Genomic DNA, 15,582 nt, shown 5'->3' on the forward strand with positions numbered 1-15,582 from the left:
GAAATTTCAGGCAGCCACATTACTGTGGCGAGCGGGCTTGCCATAGACGTTCCGGCTTGCTGCGCTACCGTGCAAATGCCTCCCACGGGTTTTAACCCTGCCCGCTCGAGATGCGTTTACCAGGCTTGGCGCCGATCAAACTGGCCTGCCCGTCTTTCTGCTTGCCCGTGCGCGCTTCGGTGATCAGCCCCGGGATCAACTTGCCCTCCGGCAGATTCTTCCAGAACCGGCTGGGAAAGTGCCCTTCCATGACCTTGGGGTTGAGCCGCGCCGGGTTGAAGATGTGGCTGTAATAGGTCAGCCACATGGCGCTGTGGGGGTCTTCGACATTCTGCGCCAGTTGCTGCCACGCCTCGGGGCACTTGCGTTGATGAATCAACTGCTCGCCGTCGTAATACACCCCATCAAGCGGCGTGGCAATCATCCAGCGGTGGCGGCCCATGCGCCCGATAAAGTGCTGACTGGCCGAGTGCAATATGTCATGGGCCGGCTCGTGCCAGGCCACGTATTCCGGTAACTGCGGACCCGCCTCGGGGGGCAGCGCGATGAAGCGTACGAACGCGTGCAAATGGTGCGCCTCGCGACTCACCTGCTTGATGCGCCGCTGCAACTCACTGCCCAGTTTGTCGCCGGCTAGCATCGCGGTGCGGTCGCCATGGCTGACCCGCCACAACACCTCGTAGAGCAGGCTCCAGCGTTGGTCGCCGTGATAACACGCGGCAGACTCCAGCAGGTCGATCAGCGCCTTGGGAATCCGCGCCTGGAACGGCCCCGGCGTGTCAGGAATGGCCTGGTCGGTGGCAAACAGGTCGGCGACTTCCGTCGCGCCCCAGCTCACCTGACTCGGGTCGACCTGATGGCTGAGCAGCCAGCGCGCCTGTTCGCGCCAGGTGCTGAACAGGTTGTCGCATTCCAGGCTGATCATCCCCACAGGCCCATTTGCTGCGGCGCCGGGCGGTCGCGCAATTGCTCGCGCAGCAGCACGCTGGTGCTTTCGGCCTGTTGCGGGTGGTAGTCGCTGGTGATGAAAAACGGCTTGGCCTTGGCCAGCACGCAGCGCATGCGCGCCAGGTCTTCAAAGCGGATCTTGCGTTCGCGACGCAGGTCGACCAGCCGCTGGGTGGTACGCAGGCCAATGCCCGGGATGCGCGCGATCAGGGTCGGCTCGGCGCGGTTGAGGTCGAGGGGGAAAACTTCGCGATGCTCAAGCGCCCAGGCCAGCTTGGGGTCGATATCCAGCGCCAGATCGCCGGGGCCGGCAAGCAGCTCGCCGGCGCTGAACCCGTAGCTGCGCAACAGGAAATCCGCCTGGTACAGACGGTGCTCGCGCATCAGGGGTGGCGCGGCCAGGGGCACGCTTTTCGGGCTGTTGGGGATCGGGCTGAACGCCGAGTAATACACGCGGCGCAGCTTGAAATTGCCGTAAAGCGCTTCGGCGCCGTGGAGGATAGTGCTGTCATCGGTGTCGTCGGCGCCGACGATCATCTGCGTGCTCTGCCCGGCCGGGGCGAAACGTGGCGCGCGCGGTTCGTTGCGCACGGTTTGCTCGCCGGTGTAGATGGTCTGCATGGCCTGCCTGATGGAGACAATCTGCTTCTCCGGCGCCAGGGTGTGCAGGCTGGCTTCGGTCGGCAGCTCGATGTTCACGCTGAGGCGATCGGCATAACGCCCGGCCTCGGCGATGAGGGCCGGGTCGGCATCGGGGATGGTCTTGAGGTGGATGTAGCCGCGAAAGTCGTGTTCTTCGCGCAGCAGCTTGGCCACCCGCACCAGTTGCTCCATGGTGTAGTCCGACGAGCGGATGATGCCGGAACTGAGAAACAGCCCGCTGACGCAATTGCGCCGGTAGAAGTCCAGGGTCAGGGTGACCACCTCCTCCGGGCTGAACCGTGCGCGGGGCACATCGCTGGAGCGGCGGTTGACGCAGTATTGGCAGTCGTAGAGGCAGAAATTGGTAAGCAGTACCTTGAGCAGCGACACGCAACGGCCGTCGGGCGTATAGCTGTGGCAGATGCCCATGCCGTTGGTGGAGCCCAGCCCCGCCTTGCCTTCCGAGCTGCGCTTGGGCGCGCCGCTGCTGGCGCAGGAGGCGTCGTACTTGGCGGCGTCGGCGAGGATGCTGAGTTTTTCGATCAACTGCATGAAAGGCTACCGATACTGGTTTTTTGTACAGTATCAGCGGCCCGACGGTGTCACAAGTACCGTCTGTAGGAGCGAGCGTGCTCGCTCCTACAAAGGGAGGTCAACTGGCGGTGGCCAGCAGCAGGTCCTGGACCGAGCGGCCTTGACCACGATGACGATCGTTTTCATACAACGAGGCGGCAATCTCATCGGCGCGGATCGGCAGCACCGACAGCAAGGTATCGCTCAAGCCATGGCTGGCCTGGCTGAACCCCTGGATGTAAATACCCGCCTTGCAGCGTTCGTCGGTGACGATGCGGTAATCGCGCGCCACTTCGAAATCGCCCATGTAGGCGTGCAGCGGCGCCAGCAGTTCACGGTGCATCTGGCGCTCGTAGCCGGTGGCGAGGATCACCGCGTCGTAGTGGCTGACGCTGGTTTCGCCAGTGGCGTTGTCGCGCAGGGCCAGTTCGATGCCCAGCGGGCCGGCGCTGGCTTTTTCGACCACGGTCATGGTGCGGAACGCCTGACGCGCGATGCCCGAGACCTTCTGGCGATAGAAGATGCCGTAGATGCGTTCGATCAAGTCCAGGTCGACCACCGAATAGTTGGTGTTCTGGTACTCGGCCACCAGTCGCTCACGCTCGGCACCGACCTGCTGGAACACCAGGTCGGTAAAGGCCGGCGAGAACACTTCGTTGACGAACGGGCTGTCATCGGCCGGCTTGAGCGCCGAGCCGCGCAGGATCATGTCGACCTGCACCGAGGGGAAGCTGTCGTTGAGGTCGATGAAGGCTTCGGCCGCGCTCTGGCCGCCGCCGATCACTGCGATGCGCATCGGTTTGCCCTCAACGCACGGTTGCTGGGCCATGCGCGTCAGGTACTGGGAATGGTGGAAGACGCGGCCGTCATCCTTGAGCGCCTTGAACGCATCAGGCACACGCGGTGTGCCGCCGGCGCTGACCACCACCGAACGGGTGGTGCGCACGTGCTGCTCGCCTTGTGTATCGCGGGAGATCACGCGCAGCGCCTCGACCTGCTGCTGATGCAGGATCGGTTCGATGGCCAGGACTTCCTCGCCGTAGTTGGCCTGGCCCTGGAACTGCCCCGCCACCCAGCGCAGGTAGTCGTTGTACTCCATGCGGCACGGATAGAAGGTGCCAAGGTTGATGAAGTCCACCAGGCGGTCGTGGGCCTTGAGGTAATTGACAAAGGAATAGGGGCTGGTGGGGTTGCGCAGGGTGACCAGGTCCTTGAGGAAGGAGATCTGCAGTTCACTCTGGGTCACCAGGGTATTGCCGTGCCAGCGGTAGTCGGCCTGCTTGTCGAGAAACAGCACGTCCAGTTTACCCTGGGCTTTTTCACGCTCCTGCAGGGCGATGGCCAGCGCCAGGTTCGAAGGGCCGAAACCGATACCGATCAGGTCGTGAACCGCGGGCGAAGCAATTGCCTGTGTCATTCCAGTGTCCTCTGGATAAGCCCCTTGGCGGACGGGGCGGGAATACCGTCAAGGCCTGAACAACAGGCCGTGTGTTGATAGGAAACGAGGACAGTGAAATAAAATTTAACTAACAGCTGATCAGTGCGCGTCCCACTCGCGCATGCGCACGCGGCAGTGCTTCATGGCGTTGACGATGTGTTTTTCCACCAGCGCGCGGGAAATGCACAGGCGCTCGGCGATCTGCAAGTGGGACAAACCGTCGAGCTTGCGCAGCAGGAAGCTGTCGCGGCAGGCGCTCGGCAGCTCGGCCAGGGCGCGTTCGAGCATGTCCAGGCGCTGGGCCTGATCGTGGCTGGCATGGGGCGAGCCGCTGGCGAAACGCTCCTCGCTGTCGAGCACCTCCAGTGGCTCGACCTGGCGCAGGGCGTTGCGCCGGTGGCCGTCGATCACCAGGTTCAGCGCGGTGCGGTACAAAAATGCGCGGGGCTGGTCGATGGGCGTGTCGCTGGTGCGCTCCAGCACCCGCACGTAAGCGTCATGCACCACATCTTCGGCCACCTGACGGTTGCCCAGCTTGGCGTTGAGGAAACACACCAGCTCGCGATAGTAGTTTTCCAACATGACTCCCGTCCGTGTCGCGCAGCGATAAGACTCTTGAATAAGAACACCCCTGCAGACGCAAGCTTGTCCGCGCCTGCAGGCAAGCCACCGTGATGGCAGTTTGAGTGCGTGCAATTTATAGTAATTCTCATCTACTTTTAAAGAAGTCTCGCATTGACGCGCCTTTTTTTATTCATCGGCGCTGTTACAGCCTGTGTAACCGCCTAAATTTGCGCGCCATGCCCTCGTATAACAGTCAGCTCTCCGCGACTGCGGCCATACCTCCCGGCTGGAACCCACGCATGAAACGCCCTCGCCTCGCCCGACGCGCCCTGCCTGCTGTGGCGTGCCTGATTGCCCTCATCGCGCTGATCACCTGGTACAACTTGCCGCCGAGCCGCGATGCGCTGACCACCGTCACCGTCACGCGCGGCAACATTGAAAGTAGCGTCACCGCACTGGGCACCCTGCAACCGCGCAGGTACGTGGACGTGGGTGCCCAGGCGTCGGGGCAGATCCGCGACATTCATGTTGAGGCCGGCGATCAGGTCAAGGCAGGCCAACTGCTGGTAGAGATCGACCCTTCCACACAAAAAGCCAAACTCGACGCCAGTCGCTACGCCATCGACAATCTCAAGGCCCAATTGCAGGAACAACAGGCCCTGCACGCACTGGCGCGGCAGAAATTCCAACGTCAGCAGCGCCTGGCGGCAGGTAACGCCACGCGCGAAGAAGACGTGCAAGCCGCCAGGGCCGAGCTGAGCGCCACCCAGGCGCGGGTCGAAATGTTTCAGGCGCAGATCCGCCAGGCCCAGGCCAGCCTGCGCAGTGACGAAGCCGAGCTGGGCTACACACGCATCTATGCGCCGATGAGCGGAACGGTGGTGGCGGTGGATGCCCGCGTCGGCCAGACCCTCAACGCCCAGCAGCAGACGCCCTTGATCCTGCGCATCGCCAGGCTGTCGCCTATGACGGTGTGGGCCGAGGTGTCGGAAGCCGACATCGGCCACGTCAAACCGGGCATGACCGCCTACTTCACCACGCTCAGTGGCGGCAGCCGTCGCTGGACCAGCACCGTGCGGCAAATCCTGCCGATTCCGCCCAAGCCGCTGAACGAAACCAGCCAGGGCGGCGGCAGCCCCAGCAGCAAGAGCGGCAGCGGCCGCGTGGTGCTCTACACCGTGCTGCTGGACGTGGATAACACCGACAACGCGTTGATGGCCGACATGACCACCCAGGTGTTTTTCGTCGCCGGCCAGGTCAAGGACGCCCTCACCGCGCCGGTCGCCGCCTTGCACGGCAGCTCGGCCCGCGTGGTCGCGCAGAACGGGCGCATCGAGGAGCGCCAGGTGCGCCTGGGCATCAGCGACCGGCTGCGGGTCGAAGTGCTCGACGGCCTCAGCGAGGGCGATCACCTGCTGATCGGCCCGGTCGACGGCAGCGGAGGTTGAGGTGACCCCGCCGCTGATCGAACTCAAGAACATCCGCAAATCCTACGGCGGCGGCGACAGCCCGCAGGTGGATGTGCTGCGCGGCATAGACCTGTCGATCCATGCCGGCGAATTCGTCGCCATCGTCGGCGCGTCCGGGTCCGGCAAGTCCACCCTGATGAACATCCTCGGCTGCCTCGACCGCCCGACCGTGGGCGACTATCTGTTCGCCGGAGAAAACGTCGCGCACCTGGACGGCGATGCGCTGGCCTGGCTGCGCCGTGAAGCCTTCGGTTTCGTGTTCCAGGGCTACCACCTGATTCCCTCCGGCTCGGCCCAGGAAAACGTCGAGATGCCGGCGATCTACGCCGGCATCAGCGCCGCCGAACGTCATGCGCGCGCCAACGCCCTGCTCACCCGGCTGGGCCTGGCCGAGCGCACCGCCAACCGCCCGCACCAGCTTTCCGGCGGCCAGCAGCAGCGGGTGTCCATCGCCCGCGCCTTGATGAACGGCGGCCATATCATCCTTGCGGACGAACCCACCGGCGCCCTCGACAGCCACAGCGGCGCCGAGGTCATGACCCTGCTCGACGAACTGGCTAGCCAGGGCCATGTGGTGATTCTGATCACCCACGACCGCGAAGTCGCGGCGCGCGCCAACCGTATCATCGAGATTCGCGATGGCCTGATCATCAGCGATTCCGCCGACAGCGACAGCAGCGTGCCGACATCGGCCAACGGCAACGTGCTGCAGGCCGTGGACCTGCGCCAGCGCCTGGCCGACGGCGCCGAACACAACGGCGCCTGGAAGGCCGAACTGGTGGACGCCGTGCAAGCGGCGTGGCGCGTGATGTGGATCAATCGCTTCCGCACCGCGCTGACTTTGCTGGGCATCATCATCGGCGTGGCATCGGTGGTGGTGATGCTGGCGGTGGGCGAAGGCAGCAAGCGCCAGGTGATGGCGCAGATGGGCGCGTTCGGCTCCAACATCCTCTACCTCAGCGGCACCTCGCCCAACCCGCGCACGCCGCAGGGGGTGGTCAGCCTCAGTGACGTTGCCGCCCTGGCCACGCTGCCTCAGGTGCAGCGCATCATGCCGGTCAATGGCAGCGATGCCGGGGTGCGCTTTGGCAATGTCGACTACATGGCGTATGTGGGCGGCAATGACACCCACTTCCCCGGCATCTTCAATTGGCCGGTGGTCGAGGGCAGCTATTTCAGCGAAGCCGACGAACGCAATGCCGCCACGGTGGCGGTGATCGGCCATCGTGTGCGCCAGAAGCTGCTCAAGGATGTGGCCAATCCCATCGGCCAGTACATCCTGATCGAGAACGTGCCGTTCCAGGTGGTCGGGGTGCTGGCGGAAAAAGGCGCAAGCTCCGGCAACAAGGACAGCGACGACCGCATCGCCATCCCCTACACCGCCGCCAGCGTGCGCCTGTTTGGCAGCTACAACCCCGAATACGTGGTGATCGCCGCCGCCGATGCGCGCAAGGTGCGCGAGGCCGAACAGGCCATCAATGAATTGATGCTCAAGCTGCACAACGGCAAGCGCGACTTCGAACTGACCAACAATGCGGCGATGATCCAGGCCGAGGCGCACACGCAGAACACGCTGTCGCTGATGCTGGGATCGATTGCCGCGATCTCCCTGCTGGTGGGTGGGATCGGCGTGATGAACATCATGTTGATGACCGTGCGCGAACGCACCCGTGAAATCGGCATCCGCATGGCCACCGGTGCGCGCCAGCGCGACATTCTGCGCCAGTTTCTCACTGAGGCGGTGATGCTCTCGGTGGTGGGCGGCCTGTTCGGCATTGCCCTGGCATTGCTGGTGGGCGGTGTGCTGGTGCTGGCCAAGGTGGCGGTGCAGTTTTCGCTGCTGGCGGTGCTCGGCGCGTTTGGCTGTGCGCTGGTCACCGGCGTGCTGTTCGGCTTCATGCCGGCGCGAAAAGCGGCCCGGCTCGATCCAGTCAAGGCGTTGACCAGTGAATAAATCTTCGTTTATCCCGCACCTGTCGGCCGTCAGCCTGTGCCTGCTGCTCAGCGCCTGCGGCGGCAACCCGCCGGTCGTCGACGGCGGCATCACCGCGCCCGCCGCGTGGCAATTCGCCGAGCGCAATGCGTCCCGGGCGACCCACCAGCGCTGGTGGACGCAGTTTGGCAGCCCGCAGCTCAATCGGCTGATCGACCAGGCTCGACGCGACAGCTTCGATGTTGCCGCTGCCATGGCGCGAGTGCGCCAGGCCCAGGCGAGCGCCGTGATTGCAGGGGCGCCATTGTTGCCCGAGGTGAAATTCAACCTCGCCACCGGCCATCAGAAACTGCTGCGCGGCAAGGGTGGCCCCGACCTGGATGTGTCGCAGAATGATGATGCCGTCGACAACTTCGGCGCCAATTTCAGCGCCAGCTATGAAGTGGACTTCTGGGGGGACGCGCCGCCGCGCGGGACAGCGCCCTCTATGGGTTGCGCGCCAGCGAGTCCGACCGGGCCACCGTGGAGCTGACCCTGCTCGGCAACGTCGCCGACCGCTATGCGCAAACCCTGGCGGCACGCGAGCGCCTGCAGATTGCCGAGCTGAACCTGACCAACGCACGCAACGTGCTCAAGCTGGTGCAGACCCGTTACGACGCAGGCTCAGCCACGGCGCTGGAACTGGCCCAGCAGAAAAGCCTGGTGGCCGGACAGCAGCGCCAGGTGCCCTTGATCCAGCAACTGGCCGAAGAATCGCTGATCAGCCTGGCCACCCTGCTCGGCCAACCGGTGCAGGCTCTGGCGCTGGAGGCCGAACCCTTCCACACGCTGACGTGGCCGAGCATCGGCCCCGGCGTGCCCAGCCAACTGCTGATCCGGCGCCCCGACCTGGCCAGGGCCGAGGCACAATTGGCGGCGGCCCGGGCAGATGTCACGGTCGCCCGCGCTGCCATGCTGCCCGCCGTAACCCTGGGGGCCACCGTAGGCTCAGATGCCTACAAGGCGGCAGAGATCCTGCGCAGCCCCTACTACACGCTGACGGCCGGCCTGGTGGCGCCGATTTTCGACCATGGCCGTTTAAGCGCCGAGCGCGACAAGGCCCGTGCACGCCAGGATGAATTGCTGCAAACCTATCGCGCCGCCATCCTCAATGGCTTTGCCGATGTGGAGAAATCCCTGAGCAGCATCACGCGCCTGGACCAGCAGCGCCAATGGCAGGACGAAGAATTGCAGCAAGCGCAGACGGCATTGCGGATCGCCGAAAGCCGCTACCAGGCCGGCGCCGAAGACTGGCTGACGCTGCTTGCGGCCCAGCGCACCCTGTACGCGGCCCAGGACGTGAACGTGCAACTGCGGCTGTCGCGCCTGCAAGCCAGCATCGCGCTGTTCAAGGCGCTGGGGGGCGGCTGGAATACCGACAGTTGATAAACGAATCTCCGCTTTCCTACACAAACCGTTTATTCACCCTACATTATCCAGACTGGGGTCCTTGGTAAAAAAGCCGCTATCTCACGGCTGACCGAACCCCTTGATGAAACTCCGCGCTCTAGCAAAATGCCTGGCCGGCCTCGGCTGTTGGCTTGCAGCTCCCCTGTTGCTGGCCGATCCGTTGATCGCGCCGACCGCAATTGACTGGCTGCTGGATTGCCCCTTTTCCGGCGTTGTGCCGCTGGACCCCGAGGTGGTGGCGCGCACCCAGTGCGGTCAGGTGAGCGTGCCGCGCGACCATGCCGCCCCCGGGCGCGGGCGCGTGAATCTCACCCTGACCCGGGTAGGTGCCCGGCAGCCGCTGAACCGCGAAGGCGTGGTGTTTATCCAGCCGGGCACATCAGGCACGGCCAGCGGCGTGCATTTCGCACTGCAATTGGCCAGCCGCTGGGAATCCCTGGCGACACCGGCGTACCGCAAGCTGGTTGACCGGTATGACGTGATCGAACTGAGCGTGCGTGACCTGTCGCAGGACAACGCGGTCGAGCAGGTCGCGCAGGACATGGAATACGTGCGCGGGCAACTGGGCGAGGTGCAGCTCAGCTTTGTGGGGAATGCCGACGCCACCCTGCTCGGCAGCCGGTATGGCTCGCTGTTTCCCGAGCGGGTCGCACGCATGGTGCTGGTGAACGCGAGCAAAGGCTCGCCGATGGCCACAGGGGTGGAGCAATTGCTGCTCAAGGACGCCTCCAGCGCCGACGTGAATGGCTGCGTGACCCGTTGGCTTGGCGACTTCCTCGCCGACGGCAAACAACCGCCTGCGTCCGCGCGCTGCCTGGACCGCGGGGCGTGGGAATAACAACCGCCCATCCCAAGTGACCGCAACTCTGTGGCGAGCGGGCTTGCCCCGCGCTGGGGTGCGAAGCGCCCCCTTCGCAGGCCAACTGCGCAGGGCCAGATACTGCGCGGGCCCTGGTTTGGGGCTGCTGCGCAGCCCAACGCAGGGCAAGCCTGCTCGCCACAAAGAATCTGCGCTTGAGTGGACGGCACTGGGGCTTGCCACAGGAGTGCGAACGCTCACAGCCCCACGCATTCCACTACAATGCCCGGACTCAATCGCAAGGCATTTTATGGACATCGAACTGGCTCGCACCTTTCTTGAAATTATCCGCTGCGGCAGCCTGGCGGCGGCGGCCGAGAAGCTGCACGTGACCCAGACGGCCATTACCGCGCGGGTCAAGAGTCTCGAAAGCCAACTGGGCAGCACGCTGTTCATCCGCAACCGCGCCGGTGCGCGGTTGACTGCCGACGGCGAGGCCTTCGTGGTGTATGCCAACCAGTTGCTGCAGACTTGGGAGGCCGCGCGCCGCGACCTGCCATTGCCCGAAGGCTATCGCAACATGCTGCACATCGGCGGCGAGGTCAGCCTGTGCAACCCGCTGATGCTGGGCTGGGCCCAAGCCCTGCGCGAACACATTCCCGGGCATGCACTGCGCACCGAAATCGGCGAAGGCCAGCACCTGCTGCGCCAACTGGAACTGGGCGTGCTTGACGCCGCGCTGGTGTTCCAGCCGCAGTACTGGCCGGGTTTGCAGGTGGAGCAGGTGCTCGAAGAAAAACTGATCCTGGTGCAATTGGTGAGCAAGCCGGCGCCCTACGTGTATATCGATTGGGGCCCGGGCTTTCGCCAGCAGCACGACGCCGCCCTGCCCGACAAGGCTCGCGCGGCGTTGAGTTTCAATGTGGGGCCGCTGGCCTTGCAGTACATTCTGGAGAATGGCGGCGCGGGGTATTTCCGCACGCGCGTGGTGCAGAGCTACCTGGACAGCGGCGTGATGCAGCGTGTACCCAAGGCGCCGGAGTTCAGCTTTCCAACTTACCTTGTGTACGCGCGGGCGCGGGACTCGGCCGTGTTGCAGCAGGCACTGGCACTGCTGCGCGAGGTGGTCAGGGCGGAAAGTGACTGGTCACAGCGCTGGGACCCGCTGATCTGAATCCCCCTGTGTCAACTCAGAAATCGACCGTGGCCGACAACAGATAGGTGCGCGGCGTCGAGAGGGTCAAACCCGGCTCGCTGTCATCCGAGGCACCGGCCGAGCTCCAGTAGCGCTTGTCGGCCACGTTCTCAACGTTTGCGCGCAGGGTGATGTGCTTGTCATCCACCTTGAAGGCGTAACGCGCGCCGACATCGATGCGGTTCCAGGCATCGATCTGCTTGACGTTGGCCTGGTCCAGGTACTGGGAGCTGGAATAGATGCCACGGCTGGTCAGGGTCAGGCCTTCGAGGCTCGGCACATCCCACTCAGCACCCAGATTGACGTTGTACTTGGGCGTTGCCGGCGCGCGGTTGCCGTCGAAGGTGCCGTTGGTGGTGTGGGTCAATTCGCTGTCGATGTACATCACGCCGCCGAGCAGACGCAAGCCCTTGAGCGGCTCGCCAAACAGGCTCAGCTCAACCCCCTCGTTCTGCCGCTTGCCATTGGGGCCGAACACCCGCGAGCCGGCATTGGTTTCGTAGGCCGGTTGCTTGATGCGGAATACCGCCGCCGTCACAGCGAAGGCGCCGGCGTCGTACTTGGCGCCCACCTCAACCTGACGACTGATAAAGGGCGGGAAGATTTCATCTTCGTTGATCGAGGTGGACGGCGCGATCTTGCCCTGGCTCAAGCCTTCCATGTAGTTGGCGTACAGCGAGAGGGTGTCGGTGGCCTTGAACAGCACGCCGCCCGAGGGTGAGATCTTTTCTTCGTCATAGGCGGTGGCGCCTTTGACGTTGTCGGTCCAGTCGTCGACCTTCACGCGCTGCCATCGTGCGCCCAAGGTCAGCAGCAGGCGGTCGTCAAAAAAGCCCAGGGTGTCGGACAACGCCAGGCCGCTGAACGTGTTTTCGGTGTACACCTTGGAGTCAAAACGCGTCGGCCGCGAAGGCGTCGGGGTTTGCACGGGGTTGTAGAGGTTGCTCGGCGCCGCCGCATAGCGCGCGCCGCCGTTTTCAAAGTCCATGTAGAAGTAGCTGGCCGCGAGGTTGACCTCATGGCTCACCGGCCCGCTGTGAAACCAGCTGCGCACGCCGGCGGTGGCGGTGCGCACATTTTCGTCACGGGTAAAATCACGCGGCTGCACACTGAAATCGCCGGCGTTATTGCTGACCGACACCGCATGGCGCAGGAAGTCGTGGTTACTTTTGCGCGCGCCCACCCCGCCGTACAGCATCACATTGTCGCTGAGGTCGAACTCACCATTGAACGTGCCGAAGGTGTCGTTGGTGCTGGCCTTGCTCCAGGACTGCGCGTAGTTGCGGCGCACATCGCTGGCGCTTGGCACCCTGGCATTGGCGGCCACCTGCACACGCTCCTGAGGCGCGTCGGTGTCCCGCTCGGTGCGGCCAATGTCAGTCGAGAGACGCAGGCGCTCGCCGCGAAAATCCAGGCCCAGCACGGCCATCTCGCGGTCGACGCTCTGGTGGTCCCACTCGGTGTCGCCGGCCTGCTTCACGCCGTTGAAACGAATGCCGAACTTATTGTCCTCGCCGAACCGACGGCCAATATCCACCGCCCCGCCCGCCTGGCTGCCCGAAGCCCAGGTGCCGGTAAATGAATTGATATCCTTGTCGGTCGCCCGCTTGGGCACCACGTTGATGCCGCCCCCCACACTGCCGCGCGGCGAGATGCCGTTGATCAACTGGCTCGGGCCCTTGAGGATGTCGACGCGGTCGGCCATTTCCATGTCAATCGTGTACGTCGGCAATACGCCATACAGGCCGTTGTAGGACACATCACTGTTGAACAGGCTGAAACCGCGAATGGTGAACTGCTCGTACCGCCCACCCGCCGGGTTGGTGGTGCGCACTGAAGGGTCGCTGGCAATCAGGTCGCCCAGCGTGCGCGCCTGCTGATTCTTGACCGCCTCCTGGGTGTAGGTGGTCATGCTGAAGGGCGTTTCCATGAAGTCCCGCGCGCCCAGCAAACCCTGCGAGCCGCGGCGCGCAACCTGCCCACCGGCATAGGCATCACCGCCCGCCAGGTAGTTGGTGGCGAGGATAGACGTCGGCGCCAGTTGCAGGCTGCTGCCTTCGGGCGCCGGCACCAGCATGAACGCCTGCTCACCCATCGGCTGCAACTGCAGGCCGGAACCTTGCAACAGGCGAGCAAACCCCTCCTCCACACCATATTCGCCCGTCAGACCGCTGCTGTTGCGACCGCTGACCAGCGCAGGGTCCACCGACAGGTTGACGCCAGCCAGGCCGGCAAACCGGGTCAGCGCGGCGCTCAGGCTACCGGCGGGTACCTGATAGCTGCGGCGTGTGGTGTCATCGCCGTAGCTGAGTGAAACGAACAGCGGGCTGACGCTGAGGCTCAGCATCAGGCTCAAACGGAACAAAGGGCGCAAGCGCGGGGGCAAAACGGCGGACATGGGAAGGCTCTCGATTTTGTTCACTTACCGGGTATGACAGGTGAAGTGAAAAAAGGGACAGGCGCAGGCGCAATACCAGAGTCCATCGAAAACAGGTGCTGGGGAACATTCAGTTGAACAACTCGTCAATTGGCTAGCCGCTCTGTGGGCAAGACCGCACTGCAACGTTCATCCACGCGGCGTACTGTAAAAAACCGCTACAGAGAACCTGCTCCCACCCTGACTGTTACTGGAGACACTATGAACAAGTCCTGCCTGTTTTTGCTCGCCATGTCATTCCCCGCCATGAGCTGGGCCAGCGAGGCCTTACCCGACTTGCCCGCAGTGACACAGTCGTTATTGACCGGAAAGTCCGTCTCCGTGGTGCTTGACCTGGGGCTCTGCAAACCGGGATCGAGCGACGTTGAGCCCACCAAAACCCGCGGAGGGCTGCGTATTGACGCCTTTCGCGTGACCGAAGACGGCACCCTGGCATTCGCCGACGATCATTTCAGCGTGAACCGTGACGGCAAGCCTATTAATCAATTTTTGCGCTATCGGGTGCACCCGGATGGCAGTGCCGAATTCAGCATGACGATATTCTCGGTGCCCGATTACCGGCAGATTGATAAAACGCTCACGTATCAATGCGGTATTGGCAAGGGTTTGAGTTTTTTTGCGGGGGGTTGAATTCAGGAGGGTTGAGAGTGCGCTGGCGGCATCGGACCAGCCCGCTCTCAATCACACGCTATCCTCGCGCTCAATGACAAGTATTCGAGCTTCGCCAAGAGGGTGAGCAACGTGCTCACAACCGATACCCGCAAAAAACACATCCCCCGCCGACAGCACAGCAATGTGTTCAATACCTAGATCGCGATAGTGCATTTCGACAACGCCGTCCAGAACCGCAAATACTTCCTCGCCATCGTTCACATGCCACTTGTAAGGCTGATCCGTCCAATGAAGACGCACTGTCGTGCCGTGCATGTTTGCAATATCCAGTGCCCCCCATGCGCGAGCAGCGGTGAACTCTTTACTTCGGATTACCTTCAATCGTTTTCTCCCTGGTGGCTGATAACGCATTGTTTGGCTTAACAATTTTATCCGGTGAGATTGAAAAACCATTTATGCCTCACTGGGTTTCAACGCACACCGGCGCGTAATCCAAATCGCCAGATAACTCTAACGTTTTGCAAGTGCTGCTCAGATATTCCCGTCTAGAGAGTAGATAAGAGGGGCAGTGATCGTAATCGGGCCATTTTTCATTAAATCGGCTGGTGGTTTTGGCAATGGCTGGGCGCGACGGATTAATCCTAGAGTGGCTGCGTCCAAGTCCGCATTGCCTGAACTTTGTACCAGCTCATAAGAAACGACATTTCCGTCGCCATCTATTGTAAAACGCAGTTGGTTTGTGCCTTCAACCCCGGCCAATTGTGAGGCGATTGGGTAACTCTTGAATTTATTCAAATGCGTTACGAGCCCGGCGCTCAGTGTTTTTTCTTGTTCGGCAGTGGAAGAGCAACCAGAGATTGCGCCGAGAAACACAAGGGCAAAAACAGTGGCTGGGAAAAATCTGAACATTCGAATGTCTCGCTATTTGGCAGTGCCATTCTCGCACAGGGCTGTTTTTAGCCTATCCGTACACTCAACTGCCCAGCAATAAAAACACAGTTTCAACGAAGTTGGATGACCTGTCCCTCCTTCCAGCCTCTACCCGCGAAGAAGCACTCAACGCCTACGCCTAACTTATGAATCAGCCTGCCGCCGCATGATCGGGTGAATCAACGGATGGAGAGCGTCATGGAAACGAAACATGAGCATGGGCCCTGGGTCGTTGATCCGGATGACCGAAGAAGATCGCGAGTCCCTACTGGGGCACAAGAACGGCAGCATAACCAATCACTACTCGGGCGCGGAGCTCGGGCATCTGATTGAAGCTGCGAACATGGTATCAGCAACCGATTCACGAGGGCCGGTCCTGACAATTTTGAAGAGAAAGAGGCATGAAAAAACGACAAGTCACGCAGATGTCACGCACATGAAAAAGGCCAATGCTGTGAACATTGGCCTAAGTCATTGAATAATATGGTCGGGACGGAGTGATTCGAACACTCGACCCCTAGCACCCCATGCTAGTGCGCTACCGGACTGCGCTACGCCCCGACTAGGCGTGTTACTGGGTTTGCTTCGCAACG

11 protein-coding genes, 1 tRNA gene and 3 pseudogenes are annotated in these 15,582 nt (G+C 62.6%); 7 read left to right on the plus strand and 8 right to left on the minus strand.

Annotated features, from left to right (window positions below; genetic code table 11):
• Positions 1–91: 91 nt before the first annotated feature.
• The 4 genes from VRB54_RS15230 to VRB54_RS15245 all read right to left on the minus strand — a co-directional run bounded on the left by VRB54_RS15230 (position 92) and on the right by VRB54_RS15245 (position 4,183).
• On the minus strand, positions 92–925 hold the full coding sequence (locus tag VRB54_RS15230; RefSeq protein WP_338477858.1) for a TIGR03915 family putative DNA repair protein: 834 nt from the start codon (positions 923–925) through the stop codon (positions 92–94).
• Positions 922–2,142 (minus strand): putative DNA modification/repair radical SAM protein, encoded by a 1,221-nt coding sequence (locus VRB54_RS15235; RefSeq protein ID WP_057007625.1) that lies wholly within the window; start codon positions 2,140–2,142, stop codon positions 922–924. Before VRB54_RS15235 ends, VRB54_RS15230 begins: the two co-directional genes overlap by 4 nt.
• A gap of 100 nt (positions 2,143–2,242) precedes the next feature.
• Entirely contained in the window at positions 2,243–3,580 is a 1,338-nt protein-coding gene (locus VRB54_RS15240; protein ID WP_338477859.1) for a lysine N(6)-hydroxylase/L-ornithine N(5)-oxygenase family protein, read from the minus strand.
• Positions 3,581–3,700: 120 nt separating this feature from the next.
• Entirely contained in the window at positions 3,701–4,183 is a 483-nt protein-coding gene (locus VRB54_RS15245; RefSeq protein WP_338477860.1) for a sigma-70 family RNA polymerase sigma factor, read from the minus strand.
• Between the two features lie 281 nt (positions 4,184–4,464).
• Here VRB54_RS15245 and VRB54_RS15250 point away from each other — a divergent pair, with 281 nt between their 5' ends.
• The 5 genes and pseudogenes from VRB54_RS15250 (at position 4,465) to VRB54_RS15270 (ending at position 10,989) form a co-directional block, all read left to right on the plus strand.
• Positions 4,465–5,613, plus strand: a complete 1,149-nt coding sequence (locus VRB54_RS15250) for an efflux RND transporter periplasmic adaptor subunit (RefSeq protein WP_338477861.1) — start codon at positions 4,465–4,467, stop codon at positions 5,611–5,613.
• 1 nt (position 5,614) lies between these two features.
• Positions 5,615–7,588 carry a MacB family efflux pump subunit gene (locus tag VRB54_RS15255; RefSeq protein WP_338477862.1) on the plus strand — a complete coding sequence of 658 codons (1,974 nt, stop codon included), beginning with the start codon at positions 5,615–5,617 and terminating at the stop codon, positions 7,586–7,588.
• Positions 7,581–8,992: pseudogene (locus VRB54_RS15260) on the plus strand (efflux transporter outer membrane subunit). The gene VRB54_RS15255 and the pseudogene VRB54_RS15260 overlap by 8 nt, the downstream one beginning before the upstream one ends.
• 106 nt (positions 8,993–9,098) lie before the next feature.
• On the plus strand, positions 9,099–9,854 hold the full coding sequence (locus VRB54_RS15265) for an alpha/beta hydrolase (protein WP_338477863.1): 756 nt from the start codon (positions 9,099–9,101) through the stop codon (positions 9,852–9,854).
• Between the two features lie 271 nt (positions 9,855–10,125).
• Positions 10,126–10,989: a LysR family transcriptional regulator gene (locus VRB54_RS15270; protein WP_209983072.1), complete on the plus strand. Its 864-nt coding sequence runs from the start codon at positions 10,126–10,128 to the stop codon at positions 10,987–10,989.
• A 16-nt stretch (positions 10,990–11,005) separates the two neighbouring features.
• On the opposite strand, the gene VRB54_RS15275 is transcribed toward VRB54_RS15270, so the two are convergent.
• Positions 11,006–13,408, minus strand: a complete 2,403-nt coding sequence (locus VRB54_RS15275; protein ID WP_338477864.1) for a TonB-dependent receptor — start codon at positions 13,406–13,408, stop codon at positions 11,006–11,008.
• Between the two features lie 240 nt (positions 13,409–13,648).
• Here VRB54_RS15275 and VRB54_RS15280 point away from each other — a divergent pair, with 240 nt between their 5' ends.
• Entirely contained in the window at positions 13,649–14,077 is a 429-nt protein-coding gene (locus VRB54_RS15280; protein WP_338477865.1) for a VirK family protein, read from the plus strand.
• Positions 14,078–14,128: 51 nt separating this feature from the next.
• Here VRB54_RS15280 and VRB54_RS15285 read toward each other — a convergent pair whose 3' ends face one another.
• Both VRB54_RS15285 and VRB54_RS15290 read right to left on the minus strand, forming a co-directional pair.
• The gene (locus VRB54_RS15285; RefSeq protein WP_338481116.1) at positions 14,129–14,440 is read right to left on the minus strand and encodes a cupin; all 312 of its coding nucleotides are present in this window, start codon (positions 14,438–14,440) and stop codon (positions 14,129–14,131) included.
• Between the two features lie 150 nt (positions 14,441–14,590).
• Positions 14,591–14,866, minus strand: a pseudogene (locus VRB54_RS15290) (energy transducer TonB family protein); the annotation flags it as partial.
• A gap of 364 nt (positions 14,867–15,230) precedes the next feature.
• On the opposite strand from VRB54_RS15290, the pseudogene VRB54_RS15295 reads away from it, so the two are divergent.
• Positions 15,231–15,386: pseudogene (locus VRB54_RS15295) on the plus strand (site-specific integrase); the annotation flags it as partial.
• Positions 15,387–15,473: 87 nt separating this feature from the next.
• On the opposite strand, the gene VRB54_RS15300 reads toward VRB54_RS15295, so the two are convergent.
• Positions 15,474–15,550 (minus strand) — tRNA-Pro (locus VRB54_RS15300).
• Positions 15,551–15,582 lie beyond the last annotated feature (32 nt).

Source organism: Pseudomonas trivialis (assembly GCF_036864995.1).
GTDB classification, from domain to species: Bacteria; Pseudomonadota; Gammaproteobacteria; order Pseudomonadales; family Pseudomonadaceae; genus Aquipseudomonas; species Aquipseudomonas trivialis.